The sequence below is a fragment of the Promicromonospora umidemergens genome, assembly GCF_024171995.1.
Classification (GTDB): domain Bacteria; phylum Actinomycetota; class Actinomycetes; order Actinomycetales; family Cellulomonadaceae; genus Promicromonospora; species Promicromonospora umidemergens.
The window spans coordinates 35,075-49,256 of the sequence record NZ_JAMTCT010000033.1 but is presented as its reverse complement, the minus strand read 5'-3'; the positions used below and the strand labels follow the sequence as shown (position 1 = coordinate 49,256).

Sequence of the window (14,182 nt, the reverse complement as noted above, 5' to 3'; positions counted from 1 at the left end):
ACATGCTCAGAAGCTGGGCATCACCCGGTCCGTGGGACGCACCGGGATCTGCTACGACAATGCGTGGGCCGAGTCGTTCAACGGCACCTTGAAGAACGAGCGTGTTTACCGCACTGAGTATCCAACTCGCGATCACGCGTGTTTTGACATTACCCGCTACATCGAACTACGCTACAACACCAGAAGGCTCCACTCCACGCTCGGTTACCGTACACCGAACGAAGTCGAAGAGGCCTGGCATACGGCGAATATCGCGGCGTAAGAATCATCGGAATCAACTGTCCGAAATTCTTAGGGCCCCTCAAGCTGAGGTTCTCGTACGGAGCCGGCCTCGCGCCCGCGCGGCGTGACGACCTGGTCGATGCCTTTTACGTCTCAGTCGTCTGCTTGTACATGACCTGCACCGCCGTCGCGCACGACGCCGTGGGGACCTTCCGGATGAACGACGCCACCGAAGGACGCTACGACGAGACCGGCCGTTACTCACCACGAAGAGCCCATCCCGAGACCATCACCCCGGGCCACGGCCCGCCGATAACGCAACACCGAGATGTGGCACGAGTCGGTATGACGTGTGCGGGTGTCACCACGGTTGAGGTCTGAAAAGCGTTGAGTTAGCCTCGAAATCCAGAGCGCGATCGATGATGAAGCGAGGTGGAACGACCGATGGCGGAAGCGAACGAGCCCGCAATGCTGGTAAAGCTCAGTGAAGCTGCGGAAACGGTGGCGAGCACGGATGAGGACATCAGGGGCTACCACGTCAAGGATCGGAACGGCGAAGACCTCGGCACGGTCGATGATTTGCTCATCGACCCGGACGCGAGGAAGGTCCGGTTCCTGGTGATTGCCTCGGGTGGATTCCTCGGCATAGGCAAGGACAAATCCTTCCTCCCCGTCGATGCGATCACCGGAATCGACGACGACGAAGTGCGCATCGACCAGACCCGCGAACACGTGGCCGGTGCACCCGCGTACGACCCCGACCTGGTCTACGACAACACCTACTACGGCGACGTCTACGGGTACTACGGATTCGGACCGTTCTGGGGATACGGATACTCCTACCCTCCATACCCGTACTATCGGTGAACCCGCTCCGGCTTGGTGACGATCGGCCATGAAAGGAAGGCCAATCATGGGCGCGATCGAACAGGTACATGAAGGTATGGACGGCCCTCTCCGCAGATGGTGAAAAACTGGGGACGGTCCAGTCATTCAAGATGGGTGACCCCCAGGCGGTCACGGCCGAAGATGGTCGGTCGGGAGCAGGGCCCGACCATCGAGATCTTCTCGGATCTGTTCGACTTTGGTCCGGGCGTGCCTCAGGAACGGGCCGAACGGCTGCTGCGTCTGGGCTACATCAGGATCGACCAGGTCCGGGTGTTCAGCCCCACCGGCGCCGGTCCATTGGATCGTCCTGGTCCTCTTTCGTCCGGGTGCGGCCCGAGGCGTGCCTGGAGGTTGGGCGTCGGCAGTGCGGGATGCGGCAAGCGTCATGAAAGACCTTCGTGGATGTCCGCCCTGATGGTGAAGTCCTCATCCAGAGTCACGCGCGGGGCCGCCGCGAACCAGGCAGCCAGTTTCCTGGCAGTGGCACTGAGATGATCGGCGCCCACATGACCGACAGAGGCACCCTCGGAGTGGCTGGGCGCCACCGCTCACCGCACACGGACCAGCCCTTGCTGATACGCGGCGACGATCAGTTGGGCGCGGTCACGCGCGCCGACCTTCATCATGGCCCGGTGAATGTGCGTTCGAACCGTCAGAGGACTCACGAACAGCCGCTCGGCGATCTCCTGGTTCGACAGGCCGTGAGCGGCGAGCGCGGTCAGCTCGCGTTCCCGGTCGGTCAGGCTCCCGAGCGATCCGGTGGGGGACTTGCCCGTGGTGCCGGTTCCGGAAAGGTACCGGTCGATCAGCGCGCGTGTGGCCGCCGGCGACAGGAGGGCCTCGCCGCCGACCACGGTACGGATTCCGGCGAGGAGCGCATCCGCCGTGACGTCCTTGCCGAGGAACCCGCTCGCCCCCGCTTCCAGGGCGCGGGCCACGTACTCGTCCGTCTCGAACGTCGTGAGGATCAGAACCCGCGTGTGGGCGAGCTCGGGCGTTGCGCAGATGCGCTGCGTCGCCACCAGCCCGTCCAGCAGCGGCATCCGGATGTCCATCAGGACCAGGTCGGGTCGGTGCGCCTGGGTGAGCTCGGCTGCTTCCTCGCCGTTGGCGGCCTCAGCCACGACAGTCATGTCGTCGCAGGAGTCGATGAGCATGCGGAAGGTCGAACGCAGCAGAGCCTGGTCGTCGGCGAGGAGAATGCGGATCATCAGGACACTGGGCCTTCCTGCCAGCGGGTCAGCGGGATCGAGAGCACGACCGCGTACTGGTCTCCGTCGCCGGGACCGGCAGCGACAGAGCCGCCTACGGCGAGCGCGCGTTCACGCATGCCGATCAGGCCGTACCCGCCCGGTTCGGCTCGAGCCGAACCGGTGGACGGGTTGACCACGTGCGCCGAGAAAGTGTCGTCGTCGTAGGTCAGGGTGACCGTGACCGCGGGGCGGTCGCCGTGTTTCGTCGCGTTGGTCAGGGCTTCCTGTATGACACGGAATGCGGTGAGCTCCACCAGCGCCGGCAGAGGCCGCGGCGTCCCGATCCTGACGACGCGGACATCCATTCCTGCCACCCGGCACGCCTCGATGAGATCGGGCAGCTGGTCGAGCCCGGGTGCCGGAAGTGCCGCCTCGGAGGAGTCGTCGCCAGGACGGCGCAGCAGCCCGACGGTCGCCTTGAGCTCCCGGAGAGCGGCCGACGTGGACTCGCTGAGCCCCGCCAGGAGCTCGGATACCTGCTCGGGTTGCTTCTTCCCCAGCAGGTGGGCGGCCGTCCCGGCCTGTGCGTTGGCCACGGCGAGATGATGTGCGACGACATCATGGAGGTCACGAGCGATGCGCAGGCGCTCCTCGTCCAACCGACGTCCCACCTCCTCGTCCCGGCTGCGTTCGGCGTCCTCGGCACGCGCCTGGACGATCTGCAGGTACGCCCGCTGCGCGTGGGCGAGCCGTCCGGCGAAGAACGCCGGCAGCAGCCACAGGGCTACGCCGACCGTGCGCAGGAGGACTGCCCCTGCCGTCGGCTGCACGTCGGCCACGACCGCGGCCAGGGACACGGCCACCACCGCGACTCCCGTCCACCAGCCGGCGGCAACGGCGGCGCGATGGACCGTGAGGCGATACAGGCATCCGATCAGCGGCGCCAGCAGCAACGGCGTCGGTAGGTACCCGAGCGCGCAGGCGGCGACCCCGCTGAAGATCGCAACGACGGTCGCCGCCCTCGGATAGCGTTCGGATACGAGCAGAGCCGCGCTCGCCACCAGGCTCAGCATTGCCCCCGGGAGCAGGGCGGCCGGCCGGAAGATGCCCTCGGTGCTCACGCTCGCACCGAGGGCAGCGAAGACGAACGCCACCAGCGCCGCCAACACGTTCATGCCGTGGACACTACCCGGATGGTCACCGTGTGATTGCCGCATCGGTGAGTTCCCGCTGCTCGTGCGGCGCGTCCGCCGGTTCCTGCAGCGACTCGCCCTCGACGTCGACCCGCGGCAGCACGCGATCGAGCCATCGGGGCAGCCACCAGGCCCGCTCGCCGAGCAGCTGCAGGATGGCGGGCACCAGCGTAAGGCGCACGACGAAGGCGTCGAAGAACACCGCGCACGCCAGCCCGAGTCCCACCATCTTGATCAACGGTTCGTGCGCGGTGGCGAATCCGCCGAACACCGCGATCATGATCACAGCTGCGGCGACGACCACCTTCGAGCTCCGCTCGAACCCGGTGACGATCGCCTCCCGCGCGGGCAGGCCGTGCACGTGCGCCTCGCGCATCCGCGACACCAGGAACACCTGGTAGTCCATCGCCAGCCCGAACACGATGCCCACGAGAAGGATCGGCATCAGGCTCATGACCGGGCCGGTCTGCTCGATGCCGAGCAGGTCGGCTGCCCAGCCCCACTGGAACACCGCGACGATCACGCCCAGTGCGGCGAAGAGGGAGAGCAGGAAGCCGAGTGCCGCTGTGATGGGAATCCAGAGGGAGCGGAACACGATCATCAGGAGCAGCACGGCGAGGCCGATCACGATCGCCACATAGGGCACGAGCGCGGACTGCGTCTTCTGTGCCATGTCGATGTTCAGCGCGGTGGTACCGGTGATCTCGTAGGTCACGTGTTCGGCGGCCTCGAGATCCGGCCGGGCGGCGCGCAGCTCATCGACGAGATCCTCGGTGCGCTCGTCGGTCGGGCTCGTCGAGGGCACCGCGCTGAGGATCGCCGTGTCGCCCCGTTCGTTGAAGCTGGCCTTGGAGACCGACACGATGCCGCCCGTCGAGCTGATGCTGTCGGCGACCTCTGCCACCGCGGCCTCCGGATCGGCTGCGTCCCGCGCGTCGACGACGACGGTCAGCGGACCGTTAAACCCGGGACCGAATGCCTCGGACCGGAGGTCGTACGCGCGGCGCTGGGTCTCCGTGATCGGCAACGACGCGTCTCCGGGGGTGCCGAGCTGGAGCGACAGCGCCGGAACGGCGACCGCGGCGACGAGGCTCACACCCGCCACGGTGATCAGGAGCGGACGACGCAGCACGGTCCGCATCCACGACCGCGCCACCGGATGGCGAGACGGCAGGTGGAAGTCGCCGCGACGCTGGGCACGTGACAGTACCCGGTTCGGTGCGAACGCCAGCAGCGCGGGAACAAGTGTCAGCGCCACCAGGACCGCGATCACCACCGCACCCGCGGCGGCCAGGCCCATCTTCATCAGTGACGGGATGCCCACCACCGACAGTCCGGCCAGGGCGATCACCACGGTCGCCCCGGCGAAGGCCACGGCCGAGCCCGCCGTTCCCACCGCGCGGCCCGCCGCCTCGAAGCCGTCGTCAGGTCCATGGCGTTCCTCCCGGAATCGCGACACGACGAACATCGCGTAGTCGATTCCAACCGCCAGCCCCAGCATGAGTGCGAGCATGCCGGTCGTGATGGCCATCCCCAGGGGGCCGGCCACGGCCCAGACGCCGAGGAAGGAGATGGCGACGCCGATGAGCGCCGTGAGGAGGGGAAGACCCGCTGCCAGCAGTGAGCCGAAGGTCATCATGAGCACGACGGCGGCGATCCCGACGCCGGCGAGCTCCATGACGCTCATCTTGGTGCCCGTCTTGAGCGCCGATCCTGACATCTCCGCCGTCAACCCGGCGTCGCGTGCCTCCTCGACCGCGTCGGCCAGTGCCGTGCGCGATGCGTCCGTCACCTCGGACGACGGCACCTCGTACGACACCGATGCAAATCCTGTCGTGCCGTCGGCGCTGATGCTTCCGCCTGCGGAGGGAGGGGTCACTCGCAAGACCTGCGGGTTGTCGGCCAACGAAGCCAGCGTCTCGTCCACGACCTGCGCGTTCTCCGCGGACGCGAGGTCCTCACCGGCGGGTGCGACGAACACGATCGTCGCCGACGCGCCGTCGGTCGCGGCGTCGGGGAAGCGCTCCTCGATGAGGTCGAACGCCTGCTGCGACTCGATCCCCGGGATCGTTGCCCGGGTGTTGACCGGGCCCTCCGAGGTGACGGCGAACGTCACCGCCCCGCCGAGCGCCAGCAGCCACGTCACCACGACCAGCCACCTGCGGCGATAAGAAAAACGACCAAGACGACTCAGCATGCCTGCCATGGGAGACCACTCCACCTTCTCGATTCGGATGATGCCCCAGCCTCTCGACGTCCTGCGTCTGGGTCGTCGTGCAGATGCAGGCCCCGGGTACGGAGATTGCCGTACGGCGGTGTCCCGCCGTGGCCGACGCGGAAGGGCGTGATCGACTGCGCCCCGGACACCCGGCAGCGCTTCCTGGGCTTCATGGAGTGGGTGGGAGCCTGGGCACCAACGCCGAGAGCGTCGTCGCATCCGTCCTTGACGCGTCTATGAGCGCCGTTCTAACGGTCGTCTCAGGTTCGCTCGGTAGGAAGTAGGCATCGCTGGGCGACGCGTCTCGGCCTCGCCGGCATGGCCGAACGCGCCCGCTCTACGGCGGCACGGTGAGCGCCGCCCCCGCACCGGACGGCGGCTGGACCGTCTACGCGACCATGAAAGGCAGCTGGGCGGCCACCACGAGCACTGAGATCATGAATGGCGGCCGGGGCCTCAACAACGGCGCAGCGCCGCCCAACCCGGGGGACCATTAGTGTTTAGGCCTTCAACGGCCTGCGTAGTCGGCGAGGTCGTCGGCCATGCGCTGCATCACGCGGGGCAGGACGAAGGGCATGGTCCAGCCGATACCGGGCCGCATCCGCCAGGTGCCGCGCCAGCCGATGGTGGTGCCGCCGGTGCTGGTCGGTCCCAGCTCGATGACTGCCTGGTAGTCCTTGAGCGCGAAGTTGAAGGCGTCCTCGTATCTCATGCGCTGGTGGGGGACCAGCTCTGTCAGCCGCTCACCGGTGACGACCCGGCCGGTGCGGAACGCGCGGATCGCCCCGACGTCATCGCGGCCGTGCGGGTCGAGCCCGCTGGAACGCTCCTCGACCAGCTCATCGAGTCCGGAGGACCAGCGAGGCCAGCTACGACCGTCGATCAGCAGACTCCACACGGTGTGAGGCGGAGCCGAGGTCGTCGCGCTTGCTTGGTAGTGCGGCACGCAGGTCCTCTTACAGTTTTCGGGAAGCGAGGCAATGGTCGTACGACGTTCCAGCCGCTTCAGCTACCCAGTGTGGCCGCAGCCGGGGCAGCGGCCGGGGTGGCGGGCGCTGCTTGCGCCGGAGCAGGGGCTGGAGGGTGCGCTGGACGATGAAGTACTCGGCCACCATGACGTTGACCACGATGGATGCCCACCCGCTGGCGTGGTAGACCTGCTCGAACTCCAGTGAGGGGAAGGCCGGCATCAGCACGCTGTGCCGGTGATCAGGAAGACGCGCGATGTCGGCGCGACTACGACGACTCGTCCTGACCGGACCGGTCTCGGCCGCCCGTCGCACCTCCATTCAACCGAGCTCGGCCGGTCCCGTGCTAACGGTCACCAGGCTCCCGAGCTCCCGGCGTCGGCGCGCTGCCGAACACCCTCTCTCCCTCGGTGGCGAAGCGCGGCAGCAGCAGCCCGAACATCGCTCGCTCTTCGCGCGTCCAGTCGGCGCAGATACGCCGGATCAACGCACGGTTGCGCAACCGCATGTCGTCGAGGAATTCCTGGGCCACGGTGGTCAGGCTCACCACCATGGCGCGCCGGTCTTGCGCGTCGGCCTGCCGGGCGACCAGACCGCGGGACTCCAGGTCGTCGAGATGACGCGTCACCGTCGTCCGGTCCAGGCCGAGCTCCCCGGCGAGCTGCGACACCCGCAGCGGTCCGGTCCGATGCAGTGCGAACAGCGCCGCGGCGGTGCCGCGGCGCAGCCCGGGCGAGATGTCGCTGGCGACTCGCTCGAAAAAGCCTTCCGTCGTCCGCGTAAGCGATGACATCGCGTCGAAGACCCGGTTCTCGAATGTCTGTCGCGCCATCTGACGTCACCGCGTCCAATCGTCGAGCTGATGAGTAAGGGGCATGCGGTCCACGTTCCGCCGTTCTGATGCGAACTTACGTGTACACCGCTTCCTAAGCAAGGTACGCAAGCCCTCTCTCCTGGCGCTCGGCCGACTTGGGTCGCGGCATCGGACCGCAGCAAATATACGTGTAGACGGCCTCATAGTTTATATGTACCGTGCCTCGTATCACGTCTGTGGGCGGAGCCCTTGACGACCGTGCCAGGGCACATCGCCACCCACACCACCACGAAGGGGAGCGCACATGGAACCGCACTATCCGCTACACCTGCCGGACTTTTACATCGGCGATCCCGCGCCGGCCTACCGGGACCTGCGCCACAACGCTCCGGTGCACTGGACCAGCGCCCACGGCGGATTTTGGGGCATCACGCGGTACGCGGACATCAAGTTCCATCGGCTCGCGGCCGCACCTGTTCTCGTCGGCGAAGGGGGTATTGATGCCCGACGGCAAGCCTCGGACGGTCAGCCCGCGCCCGATGCTGATCACGACCGATCCACCGCGGCACAAGGCACTGCGCCAGCTGATCTCGAAGGGCTTCACGCCGAAACACATCAGCGCGATGGAGCCCGACGTCCGCGCGATCGTGCGCAGTGTGCTGGACTCCGCGAAGCCGGGCATTGAGCTGGAGTACGCCGAGGGGATCGTCGCCAAGATCCCGGTCCGAATCATCGCGGACCTGCTCGGGGCACCGGCCGAGGACTGGGAACAGTTCCGCGCCTGGTCCGATGCCTCTGTCGGCTCGGCCGACCCCGACGTCAAGTTGTCCTCGCAGGAGGCGTTCGGGGCTCTGACCGCCTACTTCCGCCAGTTGATCGACCTGCGCGAGCAGAACCGCACCAACGACCTGATCTCGATCCTGATGGACGCCGAGGTCGAGGGCGAGAGCCTGTCGCACGACGAGCTCATGTCGTTCCTGCACCTGCTGCTCGTCGCCGGCAACGAGACCACACGCAACCTGATCGCGCTAGGCACCGTCGCCCTCATCAATCACCCTGAGCAGCTGCGGATGCTCGTTCACGACCCGAGCCTGATCCCCACCGCGATCGAGGAGATGCTGCGTTACGTCTCCCCGGTCACGCACATGACCCGCTGGGCCACCGAGGACGTCGACCTTCGCGGCAAGACCATCAAGAAGGGGCAAGCGGTCGTGCTGCTCTACGGCGCAGCCAACCGTGACGAGGAGGTCTTCGGCGACACCGCCGAGCAGTTCGACATCACCCGCCGGCCCAACCCGCACCTGGCGTTCGGTACCGGCGAGCACGCCTGCCTGGGCCTGTCGCTGGCCCGGCTCGAGGCTCGGGTGTTCTTCGAGGAGTTCCTCGCCCGCTTCGACCGTGTCGAGCTCACCGGCGAGGTGCTGCGGATGCGCTCGACCATGGTGCCCGGCGTCCGGACCATGCATGTCCGCCTGGGTTCCGCGAACGAGGGAGCCGCCGTCCGATGAAAATCGTCATGGACCGGGCCAAGTGCACGGGTATCGGAATCTGCGAGGCCCTCGCACCCACCATCTTCGAGGTGGACGACAACGGTGAGCTGGTCGTGCTGTCGGCCGAGGTACCCGAAGACGCCCAGAACGAAGTGACCGAGGCCGTCGAGGGCTGCCCCACCATGGCCCTGAGGCTGCAGTCGTGAGCGCAGCGACGGTCCGCACCGGGCCCAGCTCGCTCGTCGTCGTCGGCGCCTCACTTGCCGGTCTGCGGGCGGTCGAAGCCGCCCGCAAGGTCGGATTCGCAGGCCGTATCACCCTGATCGGCGACGAGCCCCACCTCCCCTACGACCGGCCGCCGCTGTCCAAGGATCTGCTGGCCCCTGGAGCGCCGACCGACCCGGTGACATTTCGCAGCCGCACCGAGCTCGTTGACGACCTAGGAGTGCAGCTCCTGCTCCACACCCCGGCCACCGGACTCGATCCGCACGCCCAGGTCGTGCACATCGGCGGTGAAGAGGTGGCCTACGACGCGCTGGTTGTCGCCACCGGCGCCGTGGCCCGCGGTCTGCCGGGCACCGAGGGCTTGGCGGGTGTGCACGTCCTGCGCACGCTCGACGATGCGCGCTCGGTTCGCCGCGCCCTGGACGAAGGCGCTCGCACCGTCGTTGTGGGGGCCGGGTTCATCGGGTCCGAGGTCGCCTCTGCCGCGCGCAAGCGCGGCTTGCCGACCACGGTCGTGGAGGCGCTGCCGACCCCCCTGACCCGATCCGTCGGGCCCGACCTCGGTACCGCGCTGGCGTTGCTGCACACCCGTAACGGCACTGCCCTGCGCTGCGGACAGACCGTAGCCGCCGTGCAGGGCACCGACCGGGTCGAGGGCGTCCGTCTCACCGACGGCACCGTGATCGACGCCGACCTGGTCGTCGTCGGGATCGGAGCAGTGCCCCGCACCGATTGGCTCGCCGACAGCGGACTGCCCGTCGACGACGGCGTGGTCTGCGACGCGTTCCTCCGTGCCGGTGCCCCCGGTATCTACGCCGCGGGGGACGTCGCCCGCTGGCACAACGTCCTGTTCGACCGCTCGATGCGGGTGGAGCACTGGTCCGCCGCTGCCGAGCAGGGGGCGCAGGCCGCGCGCAACGCAGTGTCACCAGCAGCTGCCCAGTTCTACGCGACGGTTCCGTACTTCTGGTCGGACTGGTACGGCTCGCGCATCCAGTTCGCCGGTGTCGCCGGCAACGACGGCTGCGAGATCGTCTCAGGCGACCCGGCCGATGACCATTTCGTCGCGCTGTATCGCGAGGGTGACCGGCTGACCGGGGTGCTGACCCTGAACGGGCAGCGCTACGTCATGAAGTACCGCCGACTCATCGCCCAACGCGCCCGCTTCGACGAAGCCATCGCGTTCGCCCGGACGTCGGCGCCCACGCGCTCCGCCGCCACCACTTCCTGACCTTCTGCCCTGCCAACGCCGGCACACCGCCGGAAAGGACGAATCGACCATGGCCAAGCTGCAGCAACAGGACCCGACGGGCGACGACCACATGACTGTCCCGGCGTCACCCTCTGACGCGGGTCCCGCCCGGGCCGATGCGATGGTCGCCCGCATGGGTGGGCGAAAGGGCTTCGTCTACTCCGCTGTCCCCGTCGTCGTGTTCGTCACCGCGAACCTCTTCCTCTCGTTGGCGATGACGATCACCGTTGCCCTGCTGGCGGGGGCGGTGTTGATGGTGTTCCGACTCCTGCGCGGTGAACGCTGGACCTCGGCTGTCGGCAGCCTGGTCGGCGTCGTGATTGCCGCGGGGATCGTGGCACTGACCGGGTCGGCGAAGAACTACTTCGCGCTGGGGATCGGTGCCTACCTGGCGGGCTTCGTGATCACCCTTGGCTCAGTGCTGGTCCGCCGGCCAGCCACCGGGGTCATCTGGAACTTCGTGCACGGCCGCAAGTACAGGTGGTGGACCGATCGTAGGGTCCTTCGTGCCCACGCCGTCGCCACCCTTGCCGCCGCTTGCGTGCTCGGCGCCCGGTTTGCCGTCCAGCTGTCGCTGTACATCGCCGACAACACCAGCGCACTCGGTGTCGCCCGCATCGCGATGGGTACACCGCTGTCGGCACTCGTCGTGCTCGTCATCGTGTGGGCCTTCCGGCGCAGCAGCAAGCAGCTTGCCCCGAAGGAGGCGGACACCGACGAGGGCATCGGGGACACCGGTCACAAGCCGGCGGAGTGACCCATGAACCAGCCGGAGCCTGTGACATCTCCCTCGAGGATGCTCATCGCCGTCCTCGCCCTCGCAGGGATCACGGTGTCGTTGCAACAGGCCTTCGTCATCCCCTTGCTGCCGCGTCTGCCGGCGCTGCTGCACACCACCCCTGGCAACGCGTCGTGGGCCGTGACGGCCACGTTGATCGCGGGGGCGGTGTCGATCCCGATCGTCGGTCGGCTCGCCGACCTGTGGGGCAAGCGGCGCCTTCTGCTGGCCTGTCTCGCGTTGCTGGTCGCGGGTTCCGCGGTGACGGCGCTCAGCGCCTCGCTGGGCTGGTTCGTCGCCGGTCGCGCCCTGCAGGGCACCGCCGCGGGTGTGGTGTCGCTGGGCATCAGCCTGCTTCGCGAACACCTGCCCCCGCACCGGCTGGCCTCCGCGACAGCGGTGATGAGCACGTCGCTCGGCCTCGGGGCCTCGCTGGGAATCCCGCTGTCGGCGTTGCTCGCGCAGTACACCGATTGGCGGGTTCTGTTCTGGACAGCCGGCGGGCTCGCCGCCGTGGCGGGTGTTCTCGTCCTGCTCGTCGTACCCGGTAGGTCGCGCCCACCGGGCGGGCGGTTCGATCCGCTGGGGGCGCTGCTGTTGTCCAGCGGGCTGGTCTGCCTGTTCTTCGCGGTCTCCATGGGCGGAACCTGGGGGTGGACCGGCGGCGTCACCCTCGGATCGTTCGCAGGCGCGGCCGCGCTGCTGGCGCTGTTCGGCGCGTGGGAACTGCGCACCGCGCAGCCGCTGATCGACCTGAGGGTGAGTCGTCGGCCGCAGGTTTTGCTCACTAACACCGCCTCGCTGTTCTTCGGCTTCTCCATGCTGATCAGCTCGTTGGTATTCACCTACCTCCTGCAGATGCCCACGGCGGCGGGGTACGGGTTCGGCGAGTCGATGCTCGTCGCCGGCCTCCTGCAAGCCCCGGGCGGAGTGTGCATGATCGCCATGTCGCCGGTGTCGGCCTTGATGACCGTCCGTTCCGGACCGCGGACGACGCTCATGGCTGGTGCCGCGGTTGTCGTGTGCAGCTACGTCTTCGCGACTCTGTGGCACACCGAACTCTGGCAGCTGCTCATCTGCTCCGCCCTCGTCGGATGCGGCATCGGGCTCGCCTACGGCGCGATGCCCTCGCTCATCATGAGCGCGGTCCCCGTCAGCCAGACCGCAGCGGCCAACAGCCTGAACAACCTCTGCCGGTCATTGGGCACATCAAGCGCCAGCGCGGTGACCGGGGTGCTCCTGTCCACCATGACCACGACGGTGAGCGGGCATGTCGTCCCAGACCGGACCGCATTCACCGTCATCCTGCTGATCGGCGCGTCGGCGGCGCTGCTCGCCCTGGTCATCGCCACTTTCATTCCTCGGCGTCGCCCGGCCACGACCCATCGGCGGCGCAGCGAGGCGAACAGCGAGGCAAATCTAGACGTCCAGCGACGTCTGGATACGGGAGTCGCGGAAATCCCCCCGAGGCTCTGACCACACGGGCTCGACCTGGCCGGACGGCCGTCACCACCATAAGTCACACGGAGAAGTACTTCGCATCCGGTTGGTGGAGCACGATCGCGTTGGTCAACTCTCCTCGAGGCAGCTGAGCTCTCGCATTGGCACGACTCGCCGGTCTGCTCGCAGCGGCTCTACCAGCCAGGGTCCGTCTCGGTTCTCGACATGCGAAACGCATCAGCGCTTACGCCGAGTTGCGGCCATCCTGCCTCAGTTGCGGTCGGGTAGCCGCTGAAGTGTCTGGCGAGCTTTTTTAAGGCGTGCATTGCCCCGTACGGTGCGCTCTGGGTCTGCTGAAACCTCCGGTGAGACTTCGACATCAAGCATTTTCGAGAGCTTGTCGTGCGTCCGTACCGACGGAAAGCGGCGCGCCTGGCCGGGAAAGCGCGAGCGCTACGGGGGCGCCGTGCGTCGACCTGGTGTTGCCGGGTCGCGGAACCACGCATGTACCGCGTGCCGGCTTTCGTCTCGCACGACTCCGTCGTGGCCACGGTCAGACGTCTCCGGCGGGATCCCCGCCCACAGATTGGATCCCGCTCACGAGCGAGTCCGGAAGCATCGGCACGGACATACCGGCCCCGCGCATTCCAGCCCGCGCATGACGCAGATCGCCGAGAGCGTTGTACCGGGCACGCGCGTACCGCGTGATGCTTACGACGGTGATGCCGAGCTGGGGGCCGGCCAGGAGCGCGGTCAGCTCGTTCGAGGAACGCAGTGCGGCACGGGCTGACCGGCTGCGCACCGCGGCAGCCGCCTTGAGGCGGGCTGCGAGCACGGCACCGGATGTGCCCTGCGTTTCACACGGCGTCGTCAAACCGGGGCGGGCGCGTTCGCGCGTGCCTTGCCGGCCGGGCCACAACACTGCCACCGTCGATATCTTGACTTGTTGTAGAGATATACGTGACCCTCGTAGAGGGCACAGCACGAGCCCGAGACCAGTCCGTTCCAGTCCAAGGAGACAGCTATGAGCGATAACCCTCAGCTACTTCATGTGGCGACGTTCTGCGGCCAGTGCGACTGCGGTTGCCCGGAACTGTTCGTCGACCCGACCGCGGAGCCCGAGAAGCAGATCGTGATCACTGACGACTTCGGGCAGCGGATCCAGATGAGCCACGACCAGCTCGCGGACCTCGTAGAGCAGGCCCGCAGCGGAGCGCTGGACGTGACGGCGCTCCAGCCGGCCTGACGACCGGGGCTGCTCCGTCCGGCATTCCGGACGACGGCGGAGGTGGCGGTCCATGAGCCAGTGGGCGGCCACCTCCGCGCTATGGTCCTGCCAGGAGGGCAACATGTCAGGCAGGACTCGCGCACGTGGACAGCTCGAGGCAGACGTCATGCGCATCCTCTGGGACCACGAGGACGCGACCGGAAGCGGACCTTCCTGGGGGTAGCGACCCGGTCTGCCGACGTGCTCGGACGGCGCTAGCACAGGCGCGGGGCG

14 protein-coding genes are annotated in these 14,182 nt (G+C 67.7%); 8 read left to right on the top strand and 6 right to left on the bottom strand.

The features are described 5' to 3' along the window. Together APR04_RS28490 and APR04_RS28485 are read left to right on the top strand one after the other, a co-directional pair. A partial coding sequence (locus APR04_RS28490; protein ID WP_253877622.1) for an integrase core domain-containing protein occupies window positions 1-262 on the top strand: 262 nt, incomplete at its 5' end. 404 nt (window positions 263-666) lie between these two features. After that, the gene (locus APR04_RS28485) at window positions 667-1,089 is read left to right on the top strand and encodes a PRC-barrel domain-containing protein (protein ID WP_253877620.1); all 423 of its coding nucleotides are present in this window, start codon (window positions 667-669) and stop codon (window positions 1,087-1,089) included. A 569-nt stretch (window positions 1,090-1,658) separates the two neighbouring features. Here the strand turns inward: APR04_RS28485 and APR04_RS28480 are convergent. The 5 genes from APR04_RS28480 to APR04_RS28460 all read right to left on the bottom strand — a co-directional run bounded on the left by APR04_RS28480 (window position 1,659) and on the right by APR04_RS28460 (window position 7,514). Further along, window positions 1,659-2,321 carry a response regulator transcription factor gene (locus APR04_RS28480; RefSeq protein ID WP_253877618.1) on the bottom strand — a complete coding sequence of 221 codons (663 nt, stop codon included), beginning with the start codon at window positions 2,319-2,321 and terminating at the stop codon, window positions 1,659-1,661. Next, a complete protein-coding gene (locus tag APR04_RS28475; RefSeq protein ID WP_253877616.1) occupies window positions 2,321-3,478 on the bottom strand; it encodes a sensor histidine kinase in 1,158 nt (385 codons plus the stop codon). Before APR04_RS28475 ends, APR04_RS28480 begins: the two co-directional genes overlap by 1 nt. 22 nt (window positions 3,479-3,500) lie before the next feature. Continuing rightward, complete coding sequence (locus tag APR04_RS28470; protein ID WP_253877614.1) at window positions 3,501-5,645, bottom strand: MMPL family transporter; 2,145 nt, start codon at window positions 5,643-5,645, stop codon at window positions 3,501-3,503. Between the two features lie 577 nt (window positions 5,646-6,222). After that, window positions 6,223-6,660, bottom strand: coding sequence for an SRPBCC family protein (locus tag APR04_RS28465; RefSeq protein WP_308292405.1), 438 nt, complete (start codon window positions 6,658-6,660; stop codon window positions 6,223-6,225). A gap of 368 nt (window positions 6,661-7,028) precedes the next feature. Next, window positions 7,029-7,514: a MarR family winged helix-turn-helix transcriptional regulator gene (locus APR04_RS28460; protein WP_253877603.1), complete on the bottom strand. Its 486-nt coding sequence runs from the start codon at window positions 7,512-7,514 to the stop codon at window positions 7,029-7,031. Window positions 7,515-7,996: 482 nt separating this feature from the next. Between APR04_RS28460 and APR04_RS28455 the strand changes: the two genes are divergently transcribed. The 5 genes from APR04_RS28455 to APR04_RS28435 are packed head-to-tail and all read left to right on the top strand — an operon-like array spanning window position 7,997 to window position 12,717. Then, the gene (locus APR04_RS28455) at window positions 7,997-9,004 is read left to right on the top strand and encodes a cytochrome P450 (RefSeq protein ID WP_253877601.1); all 1,008 of its coding nucleotides are present in this window, start codon (window positions 7,997-7,999) and stop codon (window positions 9,002-9,004) included. Further along, window positions 9,001-9,192, top strand: coding sequence for a ferredoxin (locus tag APR04_RS28450; RefSeq protein WP_253877592.1), 192 nt, complete (start codon window positions 9,001-9,003; stop codon window positions 9,190-9,192). The genes APR04_RS28455 and APR04_RS28450 overlap by 4 nt, the downstream gene beginning before the upstream one ends. After that, the gene (locus tag APR04_RS28445; RefSeq protein ID WP_253877590.1) at window positions 9,189-10,442 is read left to right on the top strand and encodes an NAD(P)/FAD-dependent oxidoreductase; all 1,254 of its coding nucleotides are present in this window, start codon (window positions 9,189-9,191) and stop codon (window positions 10,440-10,442) included. Before APR04_RS28450 ends, APR04_RS28445 begins: the two co-directional genes overlap by 4 nt. A gap of 49 nt (window positions 10,443-10,491) precedes the next feature. Next, entirely contained in the window at window positions 10,492-11,220 is a 729-nt protein-coding gene (locus tag APR04_RS28440) for a DUF3159 domain-containing protein (protein ID WP_253877588.1), read from the top strand. A gap of 3 nt (window positions 11,221-11,223) precedes the next feature. Next, window positions 11,224-12,717, top strand: coding sequence for an MFS transporter (locus APR04_RS28435; protein ID WP_253877586.1), 1,494 nt, complete (start codon window positions 11,224-11,226; stop codon window positions 12,715-12,717). Between the two features lie 517 nt (window positions 12,718-13,234). Here APR04_RS28435 and APR04_RS28430 read toward each other — a convergent pair. After that, window positions 13,235-13,516 carry a hypothetical protein gene (locus tag APR04_RS28430; protein ID WP_253877630.1) on the bottom strand — a complete coding sequence of 94 codons (282 nt, stop codon included), beginning with the start codon at window positions 13,514-13,516 and terminating at the stop codon, window positions 13,235-13,237. A 189-nt stretch (window positions 13,517-13,705) separates the two neighbouring features. Here APR04_RS28430 and APR04_RS28425 point away from each other — a divergent pair, with 189 nt between their 5' ends. Then, on the top strand, window positions 13,706-13,927 hold the full coding sequence (locus APR04_RS28425) for a hypothetical protein (protein ID WP_253877584.1): 222 nt from the start codon (window positions 13,706-13,708) through the stop codon (window positions 13,925-13,927). Window positions 13,928-14,182: the final 255 nt, after the last annotated feature.

Excerpts from the sequence above, each read along its gene's own strand:
- APR04_RS28485 (WP_253877620.1), top strand. The coding sequence starts at position 667 with ATGGCGGAAGCGAACGAGCCCGCAATGCTGGTAAAGCTCAGTGAAGCT.
- APR04_RS28480 (WP_253877618.1), bottom strand. The coding sequence starts at position 2,321 with ATGATCCGCATTCTCCTCGCCGACGACCAGGCTCTGCTGCGTTCGACC.
- APR04_RS28475 (WP_253877616.1), bottom strand. The coding sequence starts at position 3,478 with ATGAACGTGTTGGCGGCGCTGGTGGCGTTCGTCTTCGCTGCCCTCGGT.
- APR04_RS28460 (WP_253877603.1), bottom strand. The coding sequence starts at position 7,514 with ATGGCGCGACAGACATTCGAGAACCGGGTCTTCGACGCGATGTCATCG.
- APR04_RS28455 (WP_253877601.1), top strand. The coding sequence starts at position 7,997 with ATGCCCGACGGCAAGCCTCGGACGGTCAGCCCGCGCCCGATGCTGATC.
- APR04_RS28450 (WP_253877592.1), top strand. The coding sequence starts at position 9,001 with ATGAAAATCGTCATGGACCGGGCCAAGTGCACGGGTATCGGAATCTGC.
- APR04_RS28440 (WP_253877588.1), top strand. The coding sequence starts at position 10,492 with ATGGCCAAGCTGCAGCAACAGGACCCGACGGGCGACGACCACATGACT.
- APR04_RS28435 (WP_253877586.1), top strand. The coding sequence starts at position 11,224 with ATGAACCAGCCGGAGCCTGTGACATCTCCCTCGAGGATGCTCATCGCC.
- APR04_RS28425 (WP_253877584.1), top strand. The coding sequence starts at position 13,706 with ATGAGCGATAACCCTCAGCTACTTCATGTGGCGACGTTCTGCGGCCAG.